The sequence below is a fragment of the Ectobacillus funiculus genome (assembly GCF_004138295.1).
Lineage (GTDB): Bacteria > Bacillota > Bacilli > Bacillales > Bacillaceae_G > Ectobacillus > Ectobacillus funiculus.
In genome coordinates this window covers 249,917-276,137 of record NZ_SCFM01000002.1, presented here as the reverse complement: position 1 = coordinate 276,137, position 26,221 = coordinate 249,917, and the positions used below count along the sequence as shown (strand labels likewise).

At 38.5% G+C, this 26,221-nt stretch carries 32 protein-coding genes, 1 tRNA gene, 1 riboswitch and 1 other annotated feature; of the genes, 11 read left to right on the top strand and 22 right to left on the bottom strand.

Annotated elements, in window-relative coordinates; translation table 11 throughout:
* Positions 1-402: 402 nt before the first annotated feature.
* Together EP737_RS01480 and EP737_RS01475 are read right to left on the bottom strand one after the other, a co-directional pair.
* Positions 403-603, bottom strand: a complete 201-nt coding sequence (locus EP737_RS01480; protein ID WP_129726150.1) for a cold-shock protein — start codon at positions 601-603, stop codon at positions 403-405.
* 237 nt (positions 604-840) lie between these two features.
* The gene (locus EP737_RS01475) at positions 841-1,092 is read right to left on the bottom strand and encodes a hypothetical protein (RefSeq protein ID WP_129726149.1); all 252 of its coding nucleotides are present in this window, start codon (positions 1,090-1,092) and stop codon (positions 841-843) included.
* Positions 1,093-1,529: 437 nt separating this feature from the next.
* Between EP737_RS01475 and EP737_RS01470 the strand changes: the two genes are divergently transcribed.
* Positions 1,530-1,796 carry a hypothetical protein gene (locus EP737_RS01470; protein WP_129726148.1) on the top strand — a complete coding sequence of 89 codons (267 nt, stop codon included), beginning with the start codon at positions 1,530-1,532 and terminating at the stop codon, positions 1,794-1,796.
* A 1,373-nt stretch (positions 1,797-3,169) separates the two neighbouring features.
* Here EP737_RS01470 and EP737_RS01460 read toward each other — a convergent pair.
* Both EP737_RS01460 and EP737_RS01455 read right to left on the bottom strand, forming a co-directional pair.
* A complete protein-coding gene (locus tag EP737_RS01460; protein WP_129726146.1) occupies positions 3,170-3,391 on the bottom strand; it encodes a helix-turn-helix domain-containing protein in 222 nt (73 codons plus the stop codon).
* A gap of 10 nt (positions 3,392-3,401) precedes the next feature.
* On the bottom strand, positions 3,402-3,884 hold the full coding sequence (locus EP737_RS01455) for a DUF2975 domain-containing protein (RefSeq protein WP_129726145.1): 483 nt from the start codon (positions 3,882-3,884) through the stop codon (positions 3,402-3,404).
* Positions 3,885-4,187: 303 nt separating this feature from the next.
* Here EP737_RS01455 and EP737_RS01450 point away from each other — a divergent pair.
* Both EP737_RS01450 and yyaC read left to right on the top strand, forming a co-directional pair.
* Positions 4,188-4,272, top strand: a tRNA-OTHER gene (locus tag EP737_RS01450).
* A 116-nt stretch (positions 4,273-4,388) separates the two neighbouring features.
* Positions 4,389-4,949 (top strand): spore protease YyaC, encoded by a 561-nt coding sequence (gene yyaC / locus EP737_RS01445; RefSeq protein ID WP_129726144.1) that lies wholly within the window; start codon positions 4,389-4,391, stop codon positions 4,947-4,949.
* Between the two features lie 300 nt (positions 4,950-5,249).
* On the opposite strand, the gene EP737_RS01440 is transcribed toward yyaC, so the two are convergent.
* The 4 genes from EP737_RS01440 to EP737_RS01425 all read right to left on the bottom strand — a co-directional run bounded on the left by EP737_RS01440 (position 5,250) and on the right by EP737_RS01425 (position 8,954).
* Entirely contained in the window at positions 5,250-6,926 is a 1,677-nt protein-coding gene (locus EP737_RS01440; RefSeq protein WP_129726143.1) for a 2-isopropylmalate synthase, read from the bottom strand.
* 80 nt (positions 6,927-7,006) lie between these two features.
* Positions 7,007-7,264: a binding site (T-box leader), on the bottom strand.
* 130 nt (positions 7,265-7,394) lie between these two features.
* Positions 7,395-7,844, bottom strand: coding sequence for a GNAT family N-acetyltransferase (locus EP737_RS01435; RefSeq protein ID WP_129726142.1), 450 nt, complete (start codon positions 7,842-7,844; stop codon positions 7,395-7,397).
* Positions 7,845-7,932: 88 nt separating this feature from the next.
* Entirely contained in the window at positions 7,933-8,592 is a 660-nt protein-coding gene (gene bshB2 / locus EP737_RS01430) for a bacillithiol biosynthesis deacetylase BshB2 (RefSeq protein WP_129726141.1), read from the bottom strand.
* Between the two features lie 14 nt (positions 8,593-8,606).
* On the bottom strand, positions 8,607-8,954 hold the full coding sequence (locus EP737_RS01425; RefSeq protein ID WP_129726140.1) for a YojF family protein: 348 nt from the start codon (positions 8,952-8,954) through the stop codon (positions 8,607-8,609).
* A 181-nt stretch (positions 8,955-9,135) separates the two neighbouring features.
* On the opposite strand from EP737_RS01425, the gene EP737_RS01420 reads away from it, so the two are divergent.
* The gene (locus EP737_RS01420; RefSeq protein ID WP_129726139.1) at positions 9,136-10,461 is read left to right on the top strand and encodes an ArsB/NhaD family transporter; all 1,326 of its coding nucleotides are present in this window, start codon (positions 9,136-9,138) and stop codon (positions 10,459-10,461) included.
* Between the two features lie 72 nt (positions 10,462-10,533).
* Here EP737_RS01420 and ilvA read toward each other — a convergent pair whose 3' ends face one another.
* Positions 10,534-11,793 (bottom strand): threonine ammonia-lyase IlvA, encoded by a 1,260-nt coding sequence (gene ilvA / locus EP737_RS01415; protein WP_129726138.1) that lies wholly within the window; start codon positions 11,791-11,793, stop codon positions 10,534-10,536.
* A gap of 576 nt (positions 11,794-12,369) precedes the next feature.
* On the opposite strand from ilvA, the gene EP737_RS01410 reads away from it, so the two are divergent.
* From EP737_RS01410 to EP737_RS01390, 5 genes are all read left to right on the top strand, one after another.
* A complete protein-coding gene (locus EP737_RS01410; protein WP_129726137.1) occupies positions 12,370-12,585 on the top strand; it encodes a hypothetical protein in 216 nt (71 codons plus the stop codon).
* A 15-nt stretch (positions 12,586-12,600) separates the two neighbouring features.
* Positions 12,601-12,873: a spore coat protein gene (locus tag EP737_RS01405; RefSeq protein WP_129726136.1), complete on the top strand. Its 273-nt coding sequence runs from the start codon at positions 12,601-12,603 to the stop codon at positions 12,871-12,873.
* 35 nt (positions 12,874-12,908) lie between these two features.
* On the top strand, positions 12,909-13,115 hold the full coding sequence (locus EP737_RS01400; RefSeq protein ID WP_129726135.1) for a hypothetical protein: 207 nt from the start codon (positions 12,909-12,911) through the stop codon (positions 13,113-13,115).
* Entirely contained in the window at positions 13,112-13,420 is a 309-nt protein-coding gene (locus EP737_RS01395) for a spore coat protein (RefSeq protein ID WP_129726134.1), read from the top strand. The genes EP737_RS01400 and EP737_RS01395 overlap by 4 nt, the downstream gene beginning before the upstream one ends.
* 873 nt (positions 13,421-14,293) lie before the next feature.
* Positions 14,294-15,154, top strand: coding sequence for a dimethylarginine dimethylaminohydrolase family protein (locus EP737_RS01390; RefSeq protein ID WP_129726133.1), 861 nt, complete (start codon positions 14,294-14,296; stop codon positions 15,152-15,154).
* A gap of 193 nt (positions 15,155-15,347) precedes the next feature.
* Here the strand turns inward: EP737_RS01390 and ade are convergent, their stop codons facing one another.
* From ade to EP737_RS01370, 5 genes are all read right to left on the bottom strand, one after another.
* A complete protein-coding gene (gene ade, locus EP737_RS01385) occupies positions 15,348-17,087 on the bottom strand; it encodes an adenine deaminase (protein WP_205650850.1) in 1,740 nt (579 codons plus the stop codon).
* Positions 17,088-17,296: 209 nt separating this feature from the next.
* Positions 17,297-17,396, bottom strand: a riboswitch (purine riboswitch).
* Between the two features lie 643 nt (positions 17,397-18,039).
* The gene (locus EP737_RS01380; RefSeq protein ID WP_129726131.1) at positions 18,040-18,276 is read right to left on the bottom strand and encodes a hypothetical protein; all 237 of its coding nucleotides are present in this window, start codon (positions 18,274-18,276) and stop codon (positions 18,040-18,042) included.
* A gap of 29 nt (positions 18,277-18,305) precedes the next feature.
* On the bottom strand, positions 18,306-18,455 hold the full coding sequence (locus EP737_RS25310) for a hypothetical protein (protein ID WP_165350651.1): 150 nt from the start codon (positions 18,453-18,455) through the stop codon (positions 18,306-18,308).
* Between the two features lie 286 nt (positions 18,456-18,741).
* Complete coding sequence (locus EP737_RS26140; RefSeq protein WP_246040135.1) at positions 18,742-18,891, bottom strand: hypothetical protein; 150 nt, start codon at positions 18,889-18,891, stop codon at positions 18,742-18,744.
* 178 nt (positions 18,892-19,069) lie between these two features.
* A complete protein-coding gene (locus EP737_RS01370) occupies positions 19,070-19,303 on the bottom strand; it encodes a hemolysin XhlA family protein (RefSeq protein WP_129726130.1) in 234 nt (77 codons plus the stop codon).
* A gap of 336 nt (positions 19,304-19,639) precedes the next feature.
* Between EP737_RS01370 and EP737_RS25305 the strand changes: the two genes are divergently transcribed.
* The gene (locus EP737_RS25305) at positions 19,640-19,909 is read left to right on the top strand and encodes a hypothetical protein (RefSeq protein WP_165350650.1); all 270 of its coding nucleotides are present in this window, start codon (positions 19,640-19,642) and stop codon (positions 19,907-19,909) included.
* Positions 19,910-20,438: 529 nt separating this feature from the next.
* Here EP737_RS25305 and EP737_RS01360 read toward each other — a convergent pair.
* Together EP737_RS01360 and EP737_RS01355 are read right to left on the bottom strand one after the other, a co-directional pair.
* Positions 20,439-20,693: a hypothetical protein gene (locus EP737_RS01360; protein WP_129726129.1), complete on the bottom strand. Its 255-nt coding sequence runs from the start codon at positions 20,691-20,693 to the stop codon at positions 20,439-20,441.
* 609 nt (positions 20,694-21,302) lie between these two features.
* A complete protein-coding gene (locus tag EP737_RS01355) occupies positions 21,303-21,491 on the bottom strand; it encodes a hypothetical protein (protein WP_129726128.1) in 189 nt (62 codons plus the stop codon).
* A 155-nt stretch (positions 21,492-21,646) separates the two neighbouring features.
* Between EP737_RS01355 and EP737_RS25300 the strand changes: the two genes are divergently transcribed.
* Positions 21,647-21,805, top strand: coding sequence for a hypothetical protein (locus EP737_RS25300; protein WP_165350648.1), 159 nt, complete (start codon positions 21,647-21,649; stop codon positions 21,803-21,805).
* 165 nt (positions 21,806-21,970) lie between these two features.
* Here EP737_RS25300 and EP737_RS01350 read toward each other — a convergent pair whose 3' ends face one another.
* The 6 genes from EP737_RS01350 to EP737_RS01325 all read right to left on the bottom strand — a co-directional run bounded on the left by EP737_RS01350 (position 21,971) and on the right by EP737_RS01325 (position 26,062).
* Positions 21,971-22,186, bottom strand: a complete 216-nt coding sequence (locus EP737_RS01350) for a small acid-soluble spore protein Tlp (protein WP_129726127.1) — start codon at positions 22,184-22,186, stop codon at positions 21,971-21,973.
* Positions 22,187-22,422: 236 nt separating this feature from the next.
* Complete coding sequence (locus EP737_RS01345; protein ID WP_129726126.1) at positions 22,423-22,830, bottom strand: SET domain-containing protein; 408 nt, start codon at positions 22,828-22,830, stop codon at positions 22,423-22,425.
* A gap of 234 nt (positions 22,831-23,064) precedes the next feature.
* Entirely contained in the window at positions 23,065-23,616 is a 552-nt protein-coding gene (gene hxlB, locus EP737_RS01340) for a 6-phospho-3-hexuloisomerase (protein WP_129726125.1), read from the bottom strand.
* Positions 23,609-24,250, bottom strand: coding sequence for a 3-hexulose-6-phosphate synthase (gene hxlA, locus EP737_RS01335; protein WP_129726124.1), 642 nt, complete (start codon positions 24,248-24,250; stop codon positions 23,609-23,611). The genes hxlB and hxlA overlap by 8 nt, the downstream gene beginning before the upstream one ends.
* A 68-nt stretch (positions 24,251-24,318) precedes the next feature.
* Positions 24,319-25,323, bottom strand: coding sequence for a LacI family DNA-binding transcriptional regulator (locus EP737_RS01330; protein WP_129726123.1), 1,005 nt, complete (start codon positions 25,321-25,323; stop codon positions 24,319-24,321).
* Positions 25,324-25,414: 91 nt separating this feature from the next.
* Positions 25,415-26,062, bottom strand: coding sequence for a bifunctional 4-hydroxy-2-oxoglutarate aldolase/2-dehydro-3-deoxy-phosphogluconate aldolase (locus EP737_RS01325; RefSeq protein WP_129726122.1), 648 nt, complete (start codon positions 26,060-26,062; stop codon positions 25,415-25,417).
* Between the last annotated feature and the right edge of the window lie 159 nt (positions 26,063-26,221).

Below are 26,221 nucleotides of genomic sequence, written 5' to 3'. Positions count from 1 at the left end.
GTAATATCCTAGAAGCAAGACGGTAAAGATGACAGGATTCTTAGAGTTCAAATGTGCTCAACTGTCTTAGCGTTGTTCCAAAAGCATTTAGCTAAGTCCACAAATTGTTTAGGCACTCGATCAGAAACAAATTCAGCATTTAGTTCTGCAAGTTCTAAATTTCCTGATTCATTGTAAACAAGAACGTCCGCGCCCCTGATGATTGATGAACGCTACTCCTGAATGGTTGTGTTTATGATGTTTATCTTATGTAGTTTTTGGCAGTATGCTCATTGGAGAAGACTGGTATGAATAACACTACTAAAAAGAACAGTTCTTTTATTTTCTGGAGAATAAAAAAGTCTGACCCTACAAGATACATGTGCACCTTCTGGGTCAGACTTTTTTTGTCTATATATTTAATTAAGCTTTTTGTACGTTAGCAGCTTGATCTCCACGGTTACCTTGAGTAATTTCAAATGTAACTTTTTGACCTTCTTCTAGAGATTTGAATCCCTCACCTTGAATAGCTGAGAAGTGAACAAATACATCATCTCCACCTTCGCGCTCGATAAATCCAAATCCTTTTTCTGCATTAAACCATTTAACTGTACCTTGTAACATATTGTTGCCCCCTAGTGCGTATTCACACACACTTGTAATACTATTCTTGTCTAGACATATTAAGACACAAACTGTTTTTACACTCATTATCCCTTCATACACCGAACAAAAATAATTCTCTTTTAGAATAACAGGGAACAAAACAAATAACAATGGGGATACTTGTTAAATTCATACAGACTGATTAATTTTTTAAAAAGACTAATTGCTCATTCTGTTTTAGTAATTGATATTTTCTTATTCTTCACCAAATATCAGCCTTGCCGAATGTAATCCCCTGATACGTCTGTTCAACTCTTTTTCCATTTTATTATATAAAGGTTCTAATTCAGCAGGTAACTCATTATCATGAATTATTTTCACTTCACGCTTCCTTGTATACTTAGCATACACAGTGTATTTCTTGTCACCGTCAATTTCTATTGTTGCATGTGCATCTTCGAATTGATAGTTCCCCAATACATGAACTTGAATATGAGTAACATTCATAAGTATCACTGCTCCTGTTTAAGATAAGACAGCATCTTTTTTCAAATCTCTTCTAACACTTATAGCTAAGCACTTAAATCAATGTCGAAAAAACCTTCAAGGAAAGTGTTTTTGGCGTAGTAAAATTTCATACCATATAATTTATGTTATTTGTGAAAGATATAGTGCAGGATAAAGTTGGGATGTAATAAAAAGCAGTTTTGAGGCTATTATCACGATTAAATTAACCAAACAATATTTCTGTACAAAATTACCCTATGTGGCTATTCCTTACTATATGCTATTTGTTGTTATTTGTTCTTATCTATATATGTCTAGGTGAGCATCATGAAAGTGATGTATACGTTGTAAAGACACAGTTAATTTGAAATATTTTACAATGCATGTTATGATAATATAGCAGTTAAATTACGACTGCAAAACTTGGAGGTGGGCAGTTGAATAAGAAAGCTCATGAAGCTAGAACGATACTAATTAAAATGATGCGGACGTATCAGACTAAGACCGTGAAAGAAACGGGATACAAGCTAGTAACTATGAGAAATGAGGTCAAGCAAACTTTACAGACAGGTAAGAACCTCAATGGAAAGGATATAACTCCAAGTAAGAAGAAGGAATTACGAAAGCATTTGCTACATTACAGAAGTGAACTAGAAAAGTTGATTGCTTCTAGTAAGGTATACAAAGAGGAAAAAGGAAACTAAGAATACAAAGACTTTGCAGAGAATCATGAAATGAGGTAATGGCTCTCTTTTTTATTTTCTGGGACAAGTAAAAGATTGATGGTATAGAAGAACCCGTTTTCCTTGCCCCTATTGTGCTAAATGTTTCCTTTTGTTTGTTAGTAAGGTGTAAGCAGGGGTTACCTAATCTTTCAGGAAATGTATGACTAATATTGATTATGAAAATTACATTGCACATAAAAAAGGAGATACTCTAAAAGGCACGCAATATACCCTTTTGAGCATCTCCTTTTTATATGAGAAGGTTGTGGAGCATGATTGTATCATTCCCGGCAAAAAGCGCCTACTTCTAAATGATTGTTTCTCAAATTCTCTATGACTCATTACCATACAGGTTTATCATTGTTTATTACTCTCTTCAGTTCCTTAACGCTTTTCCGAAATGCAGCTCTATGATGCCAAAGGAAATTTACTGCTTCTTTCTCTGTTGCATCAAATAATCCCTCTTAATTATCTCTGCGCCCACAGTCCCAAAGATACAATCACTGTATGATATTCATTTAATTAATAAATATCATTGGAATTTTCCTTGTTTCTCAACGTCCTAAATGCTATACATCCAGAAATAACCTGTAGCAATAATGGGATAAACATAACGAATATAGAATTGGTGCTAAAAAAGAAAAAAAGAACATTATACGGTGTTCCCTGTATTATACAGTTTAATTTATCAATATAGCTCAACATATAAGAAATACATGTTGTATAGTGTATTGGCTTCTGGATGGAAATTTATACTTTCAATATAAAAAAGCCAGTTCGTACAGAAACTAGCTCTTTTTACTTCATAGTTTGTATGTGAAATCTTATTCTATAAGGCTTTTCCTATCCGTTTAAACGGTTTCGTCCCGATCTTATAATAATACCTTCCATCACTCTTACCCCTAAAAATAGAAATTCCAAACCATTTTAATGGTGTCCAGACTGGCTTTAGGTACATAGTTAGCATTTTCATTTTCACCACCAATTCGAAGTAAATAAGTAAAAGTATATGAGTGAGTATACATACTTTCTTATTTACTTTCCTGTATTTAAACAAACATTAACAAGAATGATATGTTAACCCAACAAAGTTTGTGATCCTTTTACAAATGTAAAAAACGCCCCAAAAGAAGTAGTTTTTCTTTCTACAAAAACATTGTGAGATTATCTCACGCTAGGTTTGTTGAGAGGTTAAGCTAGACCTATAATGTAATTACCCCAACTCAAAGTGCTTTGCTGTTTTGTCACAAATGCCAACACAAAAACGCTTGGATTAAAATATAATCCAAGCGTTTTACATTAACAGTCTTATTGAATTAAAGCTCCCATTCGCGCAAGAAATATGTTGTCCATTATGCTTGGGTGTCTTCATCACTTTTGTATTCTAAAATATCTCCAGGCTGGCATTCTAAAGCCTTACAAATTGCTTCTAAAGTTGATAATCGTATCGCTTTTGCCTTTCCGTTTTTCAATATAGAAAGATTAGCCATCGTAATGCCTACCCTCTCCGAAAGTTCTGTTACACTCATTTTCCTTTTAGCCAGCATCACATCAATATTGATTATAATCGCCATATTATTCACCTCAGACCGTTAAATCATTTTCTGATTTTATATTAATAGCTTCTTGTAAAAGTCTTTGGAGAACAGCAGCAAAGACTGCGATAACCATTGAAGCAAAAGGAACAACCAATCCGACAAAGATAACACCTGGGGCGTCGTCTTTATCCGCAAATAGATAGAAGAGCGGTAAGGCTAGCACATGCAAGCCACTGATTGTGATGGCACAGTATTTGATTTTCTGTAAAGCCTTTACAGATAATTCGGAGAAAGCTGTATTCTTGTCAATATAGCTTAAAAGCTTAAAAGCCTGATACAGAGCAAAGTAAAAAGGTATCGCCGATGCATCAAAAACGATGAAAACGAGATATTTTATAAAAGCAAACTTTGGTAACAATTTTGCTGCAACATTCCCTATCTCAGGCACCAAAAATATGCACAAAGCAAGAACTGGAATTCCAATAAAAATAACAGCCATCCTTAAAAAGAACGTCGTAACTTGTTTCATAAAAAGCACCCCACTTATTTATTGTCAATTTGACTTTAACATACATTTTATCGTTTCACAATAAAACATTATTGTTTTTTATTATATTATTATTGTTGAAAAAATATCCTTTTCTTTTAAAAAAAGATAAAAGAGCATTCCTCATTACAAAGAAATGCTCACTAAAACTTAAAACTATTCAATTTATAACTTGTTCCCGCTTATCCATTTGTGAACAAAACGACTACAATATATATCATTTTTTTCCTTGGCTATAGGATAAAAGGTAACAAATTGGATATGCTAAAGATATTACAATATCACGGACTTGTAGCTCAATTGGCAGAGCAGCATGTTGTGGAACTCTCCATAACTTCGCCTCTTGCGGGTTCGAATCCCGCCAAGTCCATCCGTTGCTGAAAAACCGTTCCAACATATGGGACGGTTTTTTGCGTTTTCGAAAAGAGGAATATTCAGCTTGCAGAACGAATACAATTGTATAATTCGGAAAAAGGGTGATTATACATGCAAACTATTCCATATGACCGACCCATTGCTCCTCTCCTCGTTCGAAACGGATTATTCTCTTGCTTGCCCAAACATATAGAGCAAATCGCTGTCTTATGCATCGGCAGTAACCGGATTAACGGTGACAGTCTTGGACCATTTGTTGGTACGCTGTTAAATGGGCTATACCCAGATCATTTGCGAATAATCGGAAATTTAAAACAACCGATAGATGCAACCAACTTAGAGGCTACTGTACAAAGCCTTTCTCTTCCTCCTCACACTTGGCTGCTTGCTGTGGACAGTATTGTTGGCAAAGCAGACTATGTCCATCATATCGTTGTTCGTCAGGGCAACCTGCGTCCCGGGTCCGCGTTAGGAAAGCAATTTCCTGCTGTAGGCGATGCAAGTATCATGGGAGTTGTACTAGAAGAAGGCGATGTCATCTCCAACACTCTTCCATACACCAATCTGCATGTTGTGTATGAAATGGCACGCGCGATTGCGACTGGCATCGCTTTAACCGCGCGACAATACTTCAATGGTGATCGCAACGAACGTATTATGCTGTTTTCATAAGCACACTGACGAAGCATGTATATAATAGATCCTCTTTCCGTCATACTCCACTGCATAGGATTTATTCCTCATCGAATAAATCCTACTTTCATGCGATCCAGTTAACTGCTGGAATAAATGATGCAATCTCTCATTTGGCAAGCATACTATAACTGGTCCCTATCAGAATAAAGCACAAAAGCTAACCAATATAACATGGTTAGCTTTTGATATGTTCAATCGTTCTCTTAACCCCGGACTTTGGGACAGCCAGAGTGTATACAAGCTAAGCTATGCTAGCTCCCAAGCAAGAAGTCCTTTTCAATTAGAAGCATCTGCACTGCTCATCATTTTGTTTATCGCACTAAATAGAGCTTTTACAGAGGATGTCATAATATCTACGTCAATCCCGCAGCCCCAATACACAGTGCCATCAGCAGCAGTGATTCCTACATAAGATACAGCCTGTGAGCCAGAACCGATTGCTAGTGCATGCTCTTTATAAAGTAAATTTGTATAATCAATATTTAAGCCCGTTTGAAGAGCATTGCTAATAGCATCAAGCCTTCCGTTTCCTGCTCCCGTAATTTCCTGCACCTCATCTTTTATCCGAACAGATACAACGGTTTGGAAATCGTCATTCTCAGTAGAGCGATATTTAATAAACTCAACTGGAGCTTGGATATTCACATATTCCTCTACAAAAATGTCATAAATCTCTTTAGGCATAAGCTCCTTATGAAGGCGGTCAGATACATTTTTAACAGTATATCCGAAATTTTCACGCATTTGAGCAGGAAGATCAAGACCGTATTGCTGCTCAAGAAGATAACCAATTCCGCCTTTACCTGACTGGCTGTTAATACGGATAATATCACCTTCATACTCTCTGCCGATATCCTTAGGATCAATCAACAAATAAGGAACCGTCCAATGTTCGCAATCCTTTTCCTCACGCCACTTCATTCCCTTAGCAATCGCATCCTGATGTGATCCCGAAAACGCCGCAAATACAAGCTTACCAGCATACGGCTGTCTCTCATCGACCTTCATTCTTGTTAAACGCTCATATATAGCTGCAATTTCAGGAAGATTTTCAAAATTCAGCTCTGGATTCACCCCATGCGAATACAAGTTCAAGGCAAGTGTAACAATATCGACGTTCCCTGTTCTTTCTCCATTTCCAAATAGAGTCCCCTCGATTCTCTGTCCTCCAGCCAGCAATCCTAGCTCGGCATCTGCAACACCGCTTCCTCTATCATTATGCGGATGAAGCGACAGGATGACATTCTCCCGGTGACTTAGATGATCACTCATGTATTCAATCTGGCTCGCATACACATGCGACATAGACATGGATACTGTAGCCGGCAAATTGATAATTACCTTGTTATCAGCAGTTGGCTGCCATACATCGAGTACGCTATTACAAATATCAAGCGCAAACTCAATTTCTGTACCTGTAAAGCTTTCTGGCGAGTACTGGAATTGGAAGTTCCCTTCTGTTTCCGCTGCATATTTCTTCAACAGTTTTGCACCAGTTACAGCAATATCAATAATTTCTTCTTTAGATTTTTTGAATACTTGTTCACGTTGAGCTACGGAAGTTGAATTATACAAATGGACGACTGCTTTTTTCGCACCTTGCAGCGATTCAAATGTTTTTTTGATAATATGCTCTCTTGATTGTGTCAACACTTGAATTGTCACATCATCTGGAATTAGATCCTGTTCAATTAAGGTACGCAAAAAAGCATATTCTGTTTCAGATGCAGCAGGAAAACCTACTTCTATTTCCTTAAATCCTATTTTTACCAAAACCTGAAAAAATTCTAGCTTTTCTTCCAAGCTCATAGGGATAACCAAAGCCTGGTTTCCATCCCGCAGATCCACGCTACACCACATTGGAGCTTCCGTAATATACTCCTTCTCAGCCCATTTCATGCTTTTTACTGGAGGCATAAAGTAACCTCTGGAATACTTTTCAAAATTTTTCATGTGATGATCATCCTTTCAGCGGTAATACTTACTGTTATCATTCTTAATTCGCAATAAAAAAAGCCCTCCATCTCTATTTATATAGAGACGAAAGACTGTTGACATCTTGCGCGGTACCACTCTAATTCATACCAAAACGGTATGCACCTTAACAGATACAGGTTGTAGCAACCTTATATCCTCCTACTATAACGGTTAGGATCCGTCTCCACCTACTCTTTTATCATTTCAGCGAGCTACTTCAAGGCGAGTTCGAATTTTCATTGCGGCTGTTTCGCACCAACCAACAGCTCTCTGATCGCTTAAAAAATCCTACTATTCCTCTTCATCGTATTTTAAGTGTTTAAAACATCGTACTACATTAGTGTCAGATTTTCAAGTTAATTCTGACGACAACAATACTTCTATTACTTTGCGGAGATCACATAAGGCGCCTACCAACGATTGGGAGGAAGCATAAGATAGAACTCACACCATTTCATACACAAGCCAATCGGAGACCGCACCGCCCATTTTACTGTATAAGGACTGCGCTGCATGATTATCCTTCGCAGTTTCCCAGGTCATGTACCCAAAGCCCTTTTCTCTTATGTATGATAAGCATGCCCTAAACAGTTGCTCTCCTGCTTTCTTTCCTCTTGCATCAGGTACAACAAACAAATCATTTAAAATAGCTGTTCGTTTAAGCTGCAGTGTACTAAAGGCAAAATATAATGTCGCAAATCCAATCAATTTACCGTTTTGCTCTGCTACAAACTGCAGACCGCTCGAAGGATTACATTGAATATGCTGAATCAGCTGCCTTAACGCCTCTTCATCTGGACGCGGTCTTTGATAGAAATCAACAATATATTGTATCATTAGGTTAGATAGCTGCGGGATATCTTTTTCCATAGAAATTCTAATTTGTATGTTCATATATATCCTCCCAATCTAAAAAACGAAATATACCAAAAACGGATCGCCTTCGAGGACGATCCATCTCTAAAGAAAACTCACCGATTGCTTACCATTTATAAATCCAAAACTGTTCGTAACGAAGCCAGTTTAGCGTCGTTTCATCCTGCTTGTCTATTTTCTGCTGCATATCCTGCAGCATAGCCTCCGTTTGGGAACGGTGCGCACGTAAAGCAGCAAGCTTCACATCGAGTACATCGTTTATATCGATAACAACATCCGGCTCTCCAAGAACTTCCACTCGATTTTTTGTAATAGCTAATGCATATACAACCGGCCGCTGCTCAAGAGGCATGCGGGAAAGAGCATGAATAACTGCACGTCCGCAAGCATCGTGATCCGGATGCACTGCCTGATCAGGATAAAAGGTAATGATTAAAGAGGGGTTCGTCTCCTGAATGACCTGTTCAATCGCATCAGCAACCACATCAATATCCTCAAATTCCATCGTTTTATCATGAAATCCTAACAAACGTAAATCTTGGACACCTAGCTCCTTACAAGCATCCTCTAATTCCTTTTTGCGAATTTGCGGTATCGTTTCCCGATTGGCAAATACATTTTTCCCCATATTCCGCCCCATTTGCCCTAGCGTACCGCAAGCGTATGTAACAGGCACACCAGCCTTTGTATACAAAGCAATCGTTCCCCCTGCTCCAAACGATTCATCATCTGGATGCGGAAGTACAACAAGTACATGACGTTCCATCTTGTTTCCTCCTTTTAAAATGGCTCTTTACTTAACTGAAGCGCTACAGCCAATCTCCCCAGATTATCATGGCCAGACAACAGCAAACGGCCTTTTTCATCCTTAAGCCAATGGGTAATTCCTTCTGCATACACCCAGCCATGCTCCATTTTCAAACCAATACGATAGGGATTTGTTCCAGCTATCGTTCCGCGTTCGAACGAAATACGAGCGTTTCGCATAAATGCCCCCACTGTCATTACCTTCTCGTTTGTGTGAGTAGCATATGCACCATTCGTTGTTTCCAAATGAACATATACATCCTGATTTGCAAAGCTATCAATTTCAGTCTGAATGGCAGTTTTATCCTGAATACGTTCCACCTGCAAGCCCTCCTTTTCTATCCATCATACATATACAAATAATAGCAACATAATACTTAGCTTGACATATTTTTGATCTTTATGCAATTTTTCTGTCCTCATTCTTTCCCTCTTTTCATTTATCCCGTATACTTGACTTGCTGCAATATATTTACGATCAGGAACGAAAGGGGAAACAGCATTGGATTCCATCACTCATGAAGTTGCCGTATGGCAATATTACACCGCTATTTCACTATTTATAGTTACATACGCGCTTATTATCTCAGAAAAAATAAACCGGGCCGTTATTGCTCTGCTCGGAGCAGCGATTATGATAATGATCGGAGTCGTAGACACTCACTCCGCCTTTACCACCCATATTCAATGGGAAACCATTACCCTTCTCATTGGTATGATGATTCTTGTAAACATTACAAGCAAGTCAGGAGTATTTGAATTTGTCGCCATTAAAGCGGCAAAAGCAGCAAAAGGACAACCCGTTCGTATTTTACTATTATTATCCCTTTTAACGGCAGTCGGCTCTGCTTTTTTAGATAATGTTACAACGGTGCTGCTTGTAGTTCCTGTAACGTTATCAATTACCCGTATCCTGCGGGTGAATCCCATACCATATCTTATCTCAGAGGTCATCTTTTCAAACGTGGGAGGAACAGCAACCTTAATCGGTGACCCTCCTAACATCATGATTGGCTCTGCTAACAAGCACTTGGATTTTAATGCGTTTCTCCTGAATTTAACACCAATTGTTTTAGTGATTACTATCACCCTGCTTGCTATCTTGTACCTCTTGTACAGAAAACAGTTACAGACAACATCAGAACAAATTCAAGTACTTCTATCCTTACGTGAAAAGGACTACATACGCGATGCAACTCTCTTAAAGAAATCACTATCTGTATTGGCTCTCACTATTCTTGGCTTTATTCTTCACTCCGTTATCCATGTAGATGCCGCTGTAATCGCTTTAACAGGCGCATCAGTGCTGATGCTGATTGGCGTAAAGCAGCATGAGTTAGAAGAAGTGTTTGCTGGGGTTGAATGGGTAACCATTTTCTTTTTCGCAGGCTTATTCGTACTTGTCGGCGCACTCATTGACATCGGTTTGATCGGTTCTTTAGCTCAGCATGTTCTACAAATCACAGACGGTAACATCTCATCTGCAGCTCTGCTCATTTTATGGGTATCCGGAGCCGCTTCGGCAACAATTGACAATATCCCATTTGTCGCTACAATGATCCCGCTCATTAAAGATTTAGCTGCTGGCCTTGGTCTCTCTCCCGATGCATCACAAATGGAGGTGCTCTGGTGGGCATTGGCTCTCGGAGCGTGTCTTGGTGGAAACGGCACTTTAATTGGCGCATCAGCCAACGTAGTAGTTGCAGGAATTGCAAGCCGTGAAGGACATGGATTCAGCTACATGACCTTTCTAAAAATCGGGTTGCCGCTTACAATTGTTTCTTTGTTGATTTCACATTTTTATATTTATTTCCGTTACTTACAATAAAAAAACAACTCCGCAAACATAGTAATGATATCAAAAAGGGTGCTCCTGATTCGGAACACCCTTTTATGTTAGTTAAACCAATAAATTAAACAACGTTGGATCGTGATTAATCTCCATATATTTAATACCATGTGCATTCATGCGCTGCACTAGCGGCTCATAATCTTCTTTACATGTTAGCTCAATACCAACGAGAGCTGGTCCGTTATCCTTATTGCTCTTTTTCGTATATTCAAAACGAGTAATGTCATCATTTGGTCCAAGTACATCATCAAGAAACTCGCGCAAAGCACGCGGACGCTGTGGAAAGTTGACGATAAAGTAATGCTTTAATCCTTCATACATAAGAGAACGCTCTTTAATCTCCTGCATGCGGCCAATATCATTGTTACCGCCGCTCACGATGCATACAACTGTTTTGCCGCGGATTTCATCCCGATAAAAATCAAGGGCAGCGATTGGCAATGCGCCGGCTGGCTCTGCAACAATGGCGTTTTTGCTGTACAATTCCAAAAGTGTTGTACATACCTTGCCTTCAGGTACAGTCACGATATCATCAAGAACTTCCTTACAGATTTCATATGTTAAATGCCCTACCTGCTTGACAGCTGCTCCATCCACAAACGGATCAATCTGCGGAAGCGTTACGACTTTTTCTTCCCTCATGGAGGCATTCATGGAAGCTGCGCCGGCTGGCTCCACTCCAATAATCTTCGTAGATGGCGAAACACCTTTCACATACGTCCCAACTCCAGAAATCAAACCGCCACCGCCAATTGACATAAACATATAATCAATTGGTCGATCAATATCGTGTAAAACTTCTACACCTATTGTTCCTTGCCCAGCAATTACATCTGGATTGTCGAACGGATGAATAAATGTCATACCATGCGCTTTTGCATATTGAACAGCCTCAGCATAAGCACTATCAAACGTATCTCCCGTTAAAATAATTTCTACATTTGCCCCGCCAAAAAATCGCACTTGCGATACTTTTTGATTTGGTGTCGGGCTTGGCATAAAGATTTTGGCAGGTATGTTTAGTTTTCGGCATGTATAAGCCACACCTTGCGCATGGTTACCTGCGCTAGCACACACTACACCGTTTTCAAGCTGATCGGGCTGTAGATTGTTAATACAGTTATACGCCCCGCGAATTTTGAAAGAACGTACTGTCTGCTGATCCTCTCTCTTTAAATACACGTTACAATCATATTGCTCAGATAAAATCGGGTCTCGCTGCAGCTGCGTATTATAAACAACATCCTTTAACGTGCTGTGAGCGACGAGGATATCCTCGATCTTGATGGCTTCCTTTACATTTTTCATTGTTTCGTACCTGCCTTACTTCGAATTTTCTATGTTACATATTATACAAAATTCAGAAAATATTTTGTATGGTATTTTTATTGAAAATTAAAACATACTTCCTAGAAAGCGATATTTTAATATAACAAAGCGCATATATCGTACTAGAATTGAAATCCTTCCCATACTTAAATAGATTAAAGGCGTCCCGATAAATACATGCTCAAATATTGTCGATTCAGTTATTTGTTTAATACTAAACACAGCTTTCTTGCTGTAACCATTGACTTCTGACATCTACTTCATCACTATACGAAACAAACGAATGTTGTATAGATACAAGGAAACTTGCTGCTCTATAAAAGCAAATGCTTCCTCTATCCATAATCCTTCTTTATATTGTAAACCATTTTCTCTGTTCTGTCTCGTCAATACTACTGAATTGTGAACACTAAGCTAGCCAAGCCAAAAAACCATCTCGATTAAGAAAAGCGGACAAGGCTCGAAAAGTTATACTTTCTTAAAGTGTGAGAATATTTCCCTTTCCCTTAACAAAAACTACCTCCATGCTGTGCGGCAAGTAAAGGAGAGATAATAATGGAGAGCCAACATTTCGGTGTGCACGAGATTACAGATATGCGTGAGATTCTTAATTTTAAGGTGGCTTGTTTAGTAGAAGCAAAATCACGATTACAGCAAACAGAAAATGTAGAGCTAAAGATGCTTATTGAGCAAGGAATTCGCCAAGGAACGGAAACAATTAGCGAGATGAAAACATTTCTTAGTACTGCAGCTACGCAAATGAAGCAATAAGGAGAACGTACGATAATGAATAAAAAACAATTAAGCTTTATAGACCATGTCATTGCAACGGATATGCTGTTTGAAACAAAGGCTGCGATTAAGGATTTTGCTGCTGCGATTACAGAGGCTTCATCCCCCGAGATACATACGTTTTATCATAAAGAGTTACAAAAAGCGATTACGCAGCATGAGCAAATTTATGGCTTTCTTCAGAATAGAGGGATTTATGATGCTTACAATATCCCCCAGCAGCTGCAAAAGGATATTTCATATGCCGCTGAAGCTTTACAGCAATAATATTATGTAAACAAAAGAAGTTTGAGGTGAAATAAATGCGTGAACAGTTGGGTGTACACGAATTATTAGAGCTACATGAACTGCTAGTATTTAAAAGTTTATGTGTAACAAAGTCATCTGCTATGCAAAAATTAGTAACAGACGAACAGCTAAAGAAAATGATGCAAGATGATGTTGATATGTCTACCCGGCATGCTACGGATCTAAAAAACCACTTAACAAATGGGAGACTTGTACAATGAATCCTTTTATTGGAAAGTTATCTGGAATGAGTTCATTAACAGACCAAGTCATTGCAACGGATATGCAAATGGCGGCAAAGTCTGCAATTAAACAGTATGCCTTAGCTATTACGGAAACAGCTACTCCTGAGATACGGAGTACATTAACTCAGCATTTAGAGGATTGCATTAACTTTCATAAGCAAATTTCCGATTATATGGTGAATAAAGGGTATTATTTTCCTCTTGATACGTCTAAGCAGGTGCAAGTAGATACGGATATGGCTGATCAAGCATTAAAGTTACAGCCTACAGGGGACCAATAATTGTATAAAATGAGAGCTATCCATTTCCTGAAAAATATTTTCTAGTCTCCTCTTCAAACACCGCCATCAGAAGCTCTATCAGGAATTGAACCTTTGTCTTTTACTCGTATGCGAATGATACGGTAACGAGCAACAGAAAACGTGGTGATTTGCCCATTCGTAACTTAGAATATTTCTCATTAGATACGTTACAGTCGACTTGTAGCATGTTGTTTGTAATAGGTATAGTGACTTTCTATGGATTTTACACTGTAGGAAAGTATAAATTTCCAGCTAGAAGGTGAATTCGACGTAGTTGAAAATTTTAGGAATACAGTATAAGGGCAACTACGCCTCTGTCTTCGCCCAAGAGCAGAGCTCGCCAATCGGCGAGTTTTCTTTATTAAAATTTACCACTACATAAATATGCTTTTTAGACAAACAATAAGTATAGTGTTATTCTGTAACACTATACTTCAATGTGGGGGGATATACTTTGAATATTCTTTTCAGCTTATTCTCAACTTTAACTATTACTGTGATTAAAGCCGCATTTTTTATCGATAAAGCGACCTCTAAGCTAAGATGGTTGCTAAGAATGCCTGCTTTGACTTAAGCCCTGAATATTCGATAAGTACTATCTAATACGCATTGTCGTGCTATAAAAAGAAGGCAAGTATATCATTTGTGCTCGCCTTCTTTTGGTACTTCATTAAACGTTAGGCAGTTCATGCCTTTAAAGTCTAGGAACTCCTCGTTTATTATATTTGTTTCCTATACACATTACATTATTTCAATATTATTGAACAGGCATAAATTTCAAAATCACCTATGGTTATTCTGTATATATCGTTGGGAATAGTATGAGTAAAAGCATTTTCAGGAGGACTTATTATGCCGGTAATTCCAGAATCAGCTTTCAAAGTGTCTTGCTCTAGCGAGTATGACAGACTGATCAAAGTAATTTTATGTCAGCCTCAATATATGACAATACGGGAAGTGATAAATGAAACCCAGAAACATTTTAAAAATGAGAACATTCATATCGAGCTTGCTATGAAGCAACATAAACAATTTGTTCAAACATTGCGTGATCATGGAGTTGAGGTTATTCTTCTCCCTTCCCACAAAAGATATCCAGAACAGGTATTTACTCGCGATATCGGATTTACAATTGGACAAAAGGTATTTGTCGCTGAAATGGCAAGCAATATTAGACAAGGTGAAGAACAATTCTTGAAACAATGGCTGGAAAAAGAACAAATCGTCTTTGATAACTTAAAAAGGGATCATATCGAGGGTGGTGATGTCCTCATCGATCGTAATACTATCTATGCGGGAGTAAGTAACCGAACCAATAAAAAGGCTATCCATCATTTGCAAACATTGTTACCTGAATACGAGGTAATTCCTATCCCTTTCACTGAGAAATATTTACATTTAGATTGTGTATTCAATATTTTATCACCAACTGAAGCATTAATTTTCCCTGGGGTCATTAATAAAAACGAAGCAGATTTATTAGCATCCCGTTATGACTTAATTGAAGTAACTGAAGAAGAACAATTCACATTAGGTACAAATGTGCTGTCAATCGGCAATCAAAAAGTGTTGAGCCTGCCCATTAACGAAAAGGTGAACAAGCAGCTTCAAAACCGTGGATATCAAGTGATTGAGGTAGACATTACAGAGATCATTAAATCTGGAGGCTCGTTCCGTTGTTGTACACTCCCCATTTTACGAGAGGAAATGTAATGAGACAGCATCAGAACAAAACGATACATACCCATTATCTATTGTTATCGGACTTCTTCACCAATACTTGTTTAGCTTTGTTAAAATTTCCCGCTGCTTCGAGTTTGCTTCTAGCGGGAAATGTATCCTTCTTAAAATGTAATAAAAGTCCCATTTCTCAGCATTAAAATTGAGAAATGGGACTTTTGTTGCATTACTCTTTTACAGAGACATCAATATGCGAAAAGGAATTGAATGCAAACAACCCTTTATCTGTTAATTTCAATTCCGGTATTACTGTAAGTGTCAAAAATGATAGCATCAAAAAAGGATTAAAGGTTTTTGGCGAACCAATATTAGTAAGAGCGCTATTCAATGTTTTTAACGCTTGATAAACAGCCTCGGATGTATCCTCCGACATTAATCCCGCGACTGGAAGGTCAAGGGCAGCCAAAACCTCTTTTCCATCAACAACAACTAATCCCCCATTTGTTTTAATTACATGTTCAACCGCTACAAGCATTTCTTGATCAGATGCACCGACCACTACAATATTATGTGAATCATGGGCTACTGTACTGGCAATTGCACCTTTTTGCAGCTGAAACCCTTTTACAATCCCTAAACCAACATTTCCTGTAGCTTTATGTCTTTCAATTACTGCTAATTTTAGCAGGTCGTTTTCAGTAGAAGGACAAAAAACTCCATCCTGTACTTTTACGGATTCTCTTCGATGATGGGTCCTCAAACTATTAGGAATAATTTCAATGATATTACAAGTGCTTGAACATAACGGAATTTCTATATCTTTCAATGTCACTTTTTTTGAATGTAGCTTGGGAAGTGAAGCGCTTGGATTTTGAACCTTTGGAAATTCCGCATGGTTTATCTGACCTTTATCAACAATGCATTTTCCTTTTTTATAAACTTGATGAATAGCTACACTTTCTAAATCATCAAGAAGCAGAAAATCCGCCTGATACCCAGGTGCAACTGCCCCTAAATTACGAAGACCGAAACACTCTGCTGTATTCAAAGTCACCATTTGTATTGCAAGAATAGGATTTAATCCCTTCTGAATGGCAAGTCTTACGATGTGATCTACGCTTCCTTCTTCAATTAAATCATCTAAAAGTTTATCATCAGTAACAAACAAGCACCTTCTAGAATTTTGAACTGTAATCACGGGCATTAGCTCTTCTAAGTCTTTTGCTACAGTCCCCTCTCTAATCATAAGATACATCCCTATATCTAAACGGTCTTTTGCTTCTTTGCTATTTACACTTTCATGATCCGTTCTAATTCCTGCCGACATGTAAATGTTCAAATCTTCTCTGCCAATCCCGGCTGCATGCCCATCGATTACACCGCCATACGATTGAGTCGCAGCTAATTTATCTACCATGCTCTTATTCGCAGACGCTACAGAAGGAAAATCCATAACTTCCGCAAGTCCTAGAACTTGCGGATGAGTCATGAAAGGGAGTAACTGTTCAGCATCGAGCCTTGCACCATTAGTTTCGAAGGGAGTTGCTGGAACACAGGAAGGCAACATTACAAAGATATCTAAAGGTAAATCTTTAGAATCATCAAGCATGTATTGAATTCCCTCCGTTCCCGCTACATTCGCAATTTCATGAGGATCAGTAACGACTGTAGTTACCCCGTGCTGAAGAACAACTTTTGCAAATTCCCGAGGAAGCAGCATCGAGCTTTCAATATGAACGTGGCCATCAATAAACCCAGGAACGATGATCTTACCTTTCGCATCAATGACTTCATTGCCGGCATATGAACCGATTCCTGCAATCATTCCATCAACTATAGCAATATCGCCTTCCATAAATTCTCCTGTGAACACATTTAAAATCTTACCCTGCTTGATAACCACATCTGCAGGGATCTTTTTACCCGCTACCAAAATTCTTCTTTCTAATATTGAAAAATCCACCATTATGAAATTACTCCTTTACTAATTTTTTTCAAATTGTTCTACCAGCCTAATTAATAAGGAAAACTTGCTGATTAGCGATCCATTAGCCGAAGACAGAAGTGTAGTTTCAATTACATTTTGCCCCTAAAATTTCCTGCTACGTCGAATTCGCTTCTAGATGGAAATTTTCCCTTTCTTAAAGTACAAAAAAATCCTGATTACAAATAAATGTAAAAAATACACTTATTTGTAATCAGGATTTTACGGTTCCTGGTAGAGACCCTCATACCATATCTATGAGGTTATACAATTTAGTTGTATACATTTTAAAGCATTCCTTACTATTTTTCAATAGAAAAGCCTTGATATACCGCGTTTTTTTAGACATGAGTAATTGCGTTTTTAGTCTAGAAGAGACCTTTGACCACAATTCTATGCCAATCGTTGATATTTGCAATGACATTGTAAAGTCTGCCCTTAGGCGCTTTACCTCCAGTTTATTTTCAAAAAATAATCTTTCATTTAAAAATGGCTGCAAATTATGAAGACCAACATTACCTGAAACGAAAATTAAAAAGTTTCCTGCTATCCCAAACAGGAGCAAAATAACGACAAACACCTCTGCTGTTCTCCCTAATACTTCAATTCCTAAATAAAGTACATAACAGCAAAGAACTTCTTTCTCGCTGTTTTTTTATCTTCTATATAGCATTTTATACATTCGCGTCACAGCAACGTTTTGTGAGGAAAGAAATCACGCTAGACTGAATAAACTTCCGCATATCATTGAGTTGTTGGATTTGCTCTGGATCACGAATTAACTGCACGAAGTTTATTCTATCATCCCCTTTCTAAAACAAAAGAGGACACCGAAACAAAGAGCAAATATGCTCCCTGAATCAGTGCCCTCACGCTCTCAATCTTGGACTATATTAGATTAGCAATTATGAACAAATAACTTTTGGGTTGTATTTCAGTCTGCCTTTTTATTCAATTCTGCAATGAATTTTCGAAAATTCTCATTTTCACGAAAAAAAGAAGATGCAAAGTCAGCATATACAGAAAACATTCCTTCGATGGCGTTCCATGCGTTTCCAACCGCTCTCTGAAATTCTACAGCTTCTTCAGATTGCAAAAACTGTTCAATCGCTTCTCTATCTCCGCTCTCTGCAAGTGCTCTGATTTTATTCATCGTTTCTAAACTAAACATCCATTACAACTCCTTTCCAAATGATGTTTTTAAATAAAACCATCATTTTTTAGCCAATGTGCTTGAGCTTCCTTTAATTCTGCTGCTTTATCGTGATACCCCATTATTCGCGCAGATAGGACAATCAGTTTATGCCCTAACAAAAACGACAGATCAGTAAGGAGAAACCTGTTTCTCATCAAATCGACTCCCGTCCTTGTTGATGATATATTTTGCAAACCTTACACCGATTTCAGCATTAACGATGAGCTACTTTTCTGTATAGTCCAAATTTCAGAAAGCAACTTCATTTGCCTGCATAAACGTTTTGTATTGTAGAGCATCCTCTATCTGCCTAGTGAAATATTCCTTCACTTTACCTATATGCTATTACAAATAGTCCTGTTTCAACATTTTTGATTACAAACGCTTTGACGGGCCCTTTCGCTTCTGAATTCAGACTTTGTTAAACCTTCACTTTCACTACTACATTCCAATAATTTGCTCAGTGCCTCTATACTTACCACCTAAAACATTCACCTCATGGTCTGACCAAACACCCAGTAACACGTCCGCTGTATATACAATCTCTTGAATTTTGCCGAGAGTACCTTCGCACCCAACAAGTCCAAACATCTACAGCACCAATCCAACCAACGTAAAAAGAGCAACCCATGTTTTCCAGTTGCTCAAGCGTTTTCCAATATTCTCTTTTGTGAGCTTCATAGTAAAATTCCTTATTTAGCTCACTATTTTCTATTGCAAACATGAATCAATCGACCATATAGGCTCGTCTATCTAATATGAAGTAACCTTACAGCCCTCCTCGAAATAAAACTGATAAGATATACGTAATAACGGCACCTATGATAACACGCAGAATCCAAGTAGTATTACTTTTGATTCCTTGCAAATCTTCCTTAATTTCATTGATGTCTTTTTCATCAAGAAGTATTCTTGTTTCTAAAGCACGGACATCTCGGTATAGGTCCCGTTGTTCTTCCTTAAACTGTTTCAGCTCTTCTTTTGTACATTGATTTTCTTCCATATATCACTCTCCTCCTAACACTATCAGTTTGTCCTATTATTATATGTAAGGAAAGCCTAAGTAGTGATAGAAGGTGTCATAAGATGTCTAATATCTTTATCCCTCCTTTCATAAGTAAGCCGATTAGTCCAACCACGATAGTACCAATGATAATACGCAAAGTCCACGTTGTGTTGCTACTGATTTTTTCTAATTGTTTATTACTTGTAAAATGAGGCCTTGATTAAATATAGCCATTAATAATCTGAGCAAATAAGATAAGCTCTCAGTTGCGTATAGAGACATAACATGTAAGAGAAAACTAACCACTCTAAAAAGGGAGAGAAACAAGTTATTATGACAATCCATCGACAATTCTCTATCGTTGGACCCGTCGGAATCGTCGGACCCATCGCGCCCATCACACCCATCGGACCCGTTGGAAGCGGACCCATCGGAATCGGCGGAATCCTCACCTATACTTCTATACAGCAGACACTTCATGGACTTCACCAGCTACCATTGCTTCATCATCCTATACCGCTCCAGCCATTACCACAGCTCATACATTATTATCCTCCTGTACATCATTTTCCTGACCCTTCTATCCATCTCACATATTACTAACTTATTTATTTGACTCGTTACGTCATTTCCAGAGAGGGTCATTGGCTCTCCTTTACTCCAAAACGTTTTTTTCGTACCTTTGCATACTGATCTGGTATTGTGTGCACATTACTTACCAACTACCAGTCCTCTTCTTTAACAGCCAGGAAACCTGCACCTATTTTGCCTTGGCGAACTATTCGGGATTACCGAGCAGTTTGCCATTTTTTATGCTACACACTCACTGCATGCTCTATCAACCTGCCTGTAGAAGACATCTAACGTTGAATAAAGTTTCATTATTATGGAAAAAGTAAACTAAGTACCATTAAAGAAAGGGTGCGCTACCTACAGTCGCGCGCTTCTGGATATGCAGCAAAGAACGATTGAACACTTTGAGAAAACAATGAAACAGAAAAAAGCCCACCCCTAACTGGTAGGCTTTGACCACACACTACTATGAAATAGCGTGAATTAGAGTAAAAGCCAATAAGTGGTGAACCTTGTAAAACCTTGATATAACGTGGTTTATCAGACATGAGAAATTACGTTAATGCTGTTTATGATGACAATCATCGCTGTCATAATCGTCTACTGTGTACAGAGAAGGATGAAACAAAAGAACACCCATTCTCTCTTGGTGAGTTGAGCTATTCTTAGCTGTGCCAATAGAGTAATTGGCTGCTGCAGTTTTAATACGTTCCACTTCTTTATTTTTCTGTTTTGCCGAATTATTCTTAGACAGGTTGTAAACAATTCCCCCTAAAATAAGAAACCCTGCAGCTTCCAGTGCTAAATTATACATGTATAAGTCCCTCCTCCTGGCTAGCTACCCAATCATGGGCAACTCCACCCAATTAATGACCTGCGATCCTGCTTCTTCAGCTATTTCAGCAACATGTTTCTCAAACCAAACCACTTTAATCTGTTATTTTATTTTTTCGATGTAATCCATCTCATTTCCTTCATTAAGTAAGCCTTTGTTCTGTTCGGGGAAGCTTTAAGTTTGATAAACTTCTTAATTAGTAGTATTATTCTTGTTAAATTCTTTAAAACGGAGGGAATATAATGAATTAGTTTCGACTAATCCCCGTTATTTTCTTTTCCTTATCAGCATTGTCATTATTTACATTTCAAGTCGGAGAAGTAATTAGTTCTATTCAGAAATTAATAGAATTTTATAAACACACATAATAAAGGAACAGCGTGGATCCCTTCGCCGGTTGGCGAGCCCTGCCCTTAGGCGAAGACAGTGGCGTAGCCCTACTTATACTGTGTTCCTAAAATTTCCGACTACGTCGAATTCGCTTCTAGCTAGAAATTTATACTTTCTTACAGTGTAAAGAAAAAAGCCCACCTCTCATTTGGCGGACTTTGACCATGTTGAGTCAGCTAGTGATTTGCTTCAATGCAGTCACTGCTCATCCTCATTTTGGTGTTCCTTCATTACGTTATTTACCAAATTTTGCGTTGCATCTCGAGTTGGTTCAACCGCATTTTCAATAGCGGTTTGGACATAATTGGTTCCCGATTGTACTCCATTTTTAAAAATCTTCGTTTTGTTTTCTACACTATTGTTTAAGCGTTGATTATTATCAGACATCATTTATACCTCCAAGAATTCATTCCATTTTATATTGCCATCAACACCGAAAAAATATGCAATTGATACACTCCTTAAGTTAAATGGGCGAAATTTTAGATGTAACCCAAAAAGACGCAGCATCCTTTTAATTTGTATTCAAAGGAGGGCAGAGAATGAAAGAGCTTGTCGGGACATGCAAATGCTGCAAAAAGAATATTTACTGTATGGCTGGTTTTTTAAATGGAGTCATTCTAAAGCAAGGAGAACTCCTTTGTTTTTCCTGTCACAATAAGAAGGAGTTCGTCAGCTCGGTGGATCCAGGGCATAAATAACCTTTAAAGAAAACTCATCGATTGGCGAGCCCTGCCTTTGGGCGAAGGCAGAGACGTAGTTGCACTTATACTGTATTCCTAAAATTTCTCGCTACGTCGAATTGTCTTCCAGTTAGAAATTTATACTTTCTTACAGTGCAAAAAAAGACTCCTGGTAAAGGAGTCTTAATGTTGTCTTTCGTCTTCCAATTCATGTTTCATGCCTTCAATCGCTGCTTCCCTGCGCTCGTTCTTCGCTTGGATTTGCGCTTTGATCGTTGGGCTTTCAGTGTTGCTCATTGTTTCTTTCGCTTTTTCAATATTCCCTTCTGTGTTCTGAATATGCTGCGCAAGATGAGCCGCATTATCGGCACGATTGTCTGGATTTGTACGCTGTTCCATATAAAAAAACCTCCTTTTCTTTTGCAACGCTTGTATTATGTGATAAGTTTGACAGAATTATGTATCTATGAATGAAAATTCCATAGGATTTGGCTGTAGGGGCTAATCTACATTTACCTGATAAAATCTAAGCCTTGAATTACTTTATTCAAGGCTTAGATTTATGTAGACTACCGTATAAATTTTTTAACAGGCAAAGGGAGCCACAAGAAAGTCATTGATCAATTTTCAAACTGTCAATTCCTCTCTTCTTCGCCACCATCCTTCTCTTCACTATTAAACCATAGCGGATCGTCATTATCGACCTCACCATTGTAGTTAATGAGTATCTCTTCCCCTGCTTTTATATCTGTATAGGCATAGAAATCAAATGTATGATTATCAAAGTTAATATCATACACAGCATTAGGCGTGTATGAATGATTAAACAGCATGCCATATCCTAAAAGGATCGCCGTATGGTTTTTACCGTATTCAAATGCATAATCGGCAAGGATGGTTTTCTCTATAAAAACATGCTCTTTATTCGGATAAGCAATAACGGGTGCTTCATGGAGAAGCTCACCTTTTTTTATATCGCGCGTCGCAAATACTCCTCTATTAAAATCCCCATCGCTAAGTTCAGAAGTCTTTATCTCAATCATATTAGTCACCTGTATGTCCTTTTCTATGAATTCCTTTATTTTCTTAAGTTTGCCACTTGCTGAAGAGGAAAGCAACTATTTGCATTCATGAATACAAAAATTATATTAGTAAGTGTCTCTTGTGGCTTTTATATATACCGGTTAACATATAGCTCTCCATCCATAGCAAGAACACACAAAAGCGGTTAGGTCGTAACCTAACCGCAATTCATGTACAGCTTAGTATGGACATCACTATTCTACATTACTATGCATACGAAAAGCATCACTATGCCCAATCTGCTGTAGCGCAGCATAGCGCAGGCAGATTGTATCAAAGATAAGATGCATGCATTGATCAAATAATGACCCTAGCGGCTGAACACTTTTCATTTCATCCTGACGACGATATTTCGTAGCAGCCGGTACGTGGACAGATAGGGATGCATAAGAAGCTAGCTCTGACTCCAAATTTGTTGTAAATGCAATTACACGACAGCCGCATTCTTTTGCTTTTTCCGCGGCCCAAGACACATTTTTTGTTTTCCCCGACCCTGATACAGCAATCAGGATATCTCCCTCTCTAATGGCAGGAGTAATGGTTTCTCCCATCACAAAGACATATGCTCCCAAATGCATAAGGCGCATTGCAAAGGATTTAGCCATCAACCCGGAACGACCTTCCCCTATAACAAAAATACGTGTTGGTGTTTGCAGCGCTCGGCTTACCTCTTCAATCGCATTCGTGTCTACTAAACCTAGAACCTCTTGAATTTCTCTTAAAATGCTTTTGATATCATTATGCATGTGCTCTCTCCTCTATCGATAAAATATATTCTTTTATTTGCTTTGCTGCTGCTTTCGGATTGGCAGCCTTCGTAATAGCAGAGCCAATAATGACCACTGTTGGTGACAATTTTGTCAGTATATCAAGTGACTCGAGTGAAATACCGCCGGCAACAGCCCATTCTGCAGATAGGCTTTTTGGGATGCCTGCATGCGTGCTTGTTTGCTTTCCCGCGATTTCTTGCTGATCCTTGCTAACATGTGCGCAGAAAATTGCTGCATCGTACTGCCGTAATTGTTGTATATGTTCCTCATTTGTATTCAATAAATCAACCATTACTCTTTTATCGTACTGGGCAGCCATGTGTAAGCATGTTTCAATCGTAACAGGCGGCGCAACCCCCATAACCGTTGCCAGATCAGCTCCTGCTTCAAAGCATAATTGAAACTCGTATTTCGCATTATCAATGGTTTTGATATCTGCAACTATTATTTTATTCGGGAAAGCTTCTTTCAAAGCTCGAATGCTGCTAGTACCAAATTCTTTAATTAACGATGTTCCTACTTCAACCCAATCCACATAATCTTCTACTTGTCTTGTCATTTCAATTGCTTCTTCTACTGTCATCCGGTCAAGTGCCAATTGTATTTTCATGCTAATCCCCCTTAATAAACCGATTTAGTAAAGTCTGAAAAAGAAATACGTCCCTTCTGTCAGGTCGGCTACGGCCTGCCTGCAGAAGATTCACGTATAATTAACTCGCACGGAAATGTATAGAGTTCAGACTCCATTGCTTCTTGCTTAATCTGCCGAGTAAGCAATTCTGAGGCTCGTTTCCCAATTTCATATGCCGGTTGAGCAATCGTTGTAATTGTCGGTGTAGAAATATCGGCAAATGGGATATTGTCAAATACAATGACTGCCAGCTCCTCAGGAATGCGAATTTGTTTCCTCTTAATGAATGACATTACCTCAAAAAACGATAAATCATTTGCTGCCACTAAAGCTGTGGGCTTTTCTGAAAGAGAAAACATATTTTCCAGCTCATAAGAAATAGCTGAAATTTCCACGGATTTCATATAGTTTTCGTTTAAAGCAATACCGTGCTGCTCCAAAGCTTGCTTGTAACCCGCTAAGCGCTCTTTACGAGGATGGGTTGTTAATGGCGGAGTGACAATTGCTATATTCTGATGTCCATTCTCAAGCAAATGTGAGACTGCCTCGCAGGTTGCCTCCCTATTATTCACTACAACCGTGTCAATATGAACACCCTCTATTTTCCGATCCACAAATACAACCGGATAGCGTTCTTGCTCCATCTCTGTATACAGCTTTGTATTTCCGCCGGTCGGAAAAATAATAAGTCCGTCCACTTGCCTTGCCCGCAGCATTTCAATGTATTTCTTTTCCTTGTGAGGATCATCATCGGCATTACAAACAATCGCATGCATATCGTGCTCATGGCAATAATCCTCAATAGCTCTGCTTATTTCAGTAGATACACGATGCATAATATTAGCGACAATAATCCCCATCATATATGTCCGTTTTTGCTTTAAGCTTCTCGCCACATAATTCGGACGATAGCCTAATTGCTCTATCGCGCGTTTGATTTTCTCTTTCGTTTCCTCACCCATATATTCATAACGCTCATTTAAAAATTGAGACACTGTACTTTTAGAAACCCCTGCCTCCTTGGCTACGTCAGCCATTGTTACTGTCTTCATATATACCTCTTCCTCTTAACTGAAATATTGTCTATAACCATTGTAGCAGTTACATATGGCATTATCTAGTTACCTAGGACGAGAAGCAGGTTTAACGTTGTACCATTTGTTTAGCAACATCCACTTGTTCCACAAAACATCGAGCCCTTTCTGTCAACTGAAACAAGGACGCTGAATCTACCTCCTGCTTCGCAGCCACTAAAGTACTCCCTACTCCAATTGCAACAGCACCAGCTTCCATATACTCCTTAGCATTCCCTAGATGAAGACCTCCTGTCGGCATCAGCGGAATATGCGGAAGCGGCCCAGCCACTGTTTTGAAATACCCTGGTCCAAGAACATGCGCAGGAAATACCTTTATAAGATCCGCCCCTGCCTCATAAGCCTGGAGAATCTCAGTTGGCGTCATGGCACCTGGAACACTTATCACCCCATATCGTTTTGCCATTCTAATAGTTTCTTTATTTACAGTTGGAGAAAAAATAAATTGTGCACCTGATAAAATAGCCGTTCTCGCTGTTTCTGCATCTAACACAGTACCTGCCCCTATTAAAACATCAGACTCACACTCCGCCCGAAGCCTTTGAATGATTTGTGGCGCGTTTGGTGTTTCCATTGTAATTTCAAGCGCCGTTACCCCTCCTAAGCGTAATGCCTGTGCAATGGGAATAATCGTATCGATTGTCGTGTTCCGAATTACCGCAACAATTTTCCGCTTCTTTATTTCATGGATAGGCATCGATTCTCCCCCTTAGCTAAATTTCTATTTACTTGCGGTGTTACTTGGGTGTAGAGCAATCATATAGACTAGACACATCTTTGAACATCTGCCATAGATGCTCAAAGATGTGAAGATACTTCTATGCCATAGTCAATACTTTGTAGTATAATACTAGTT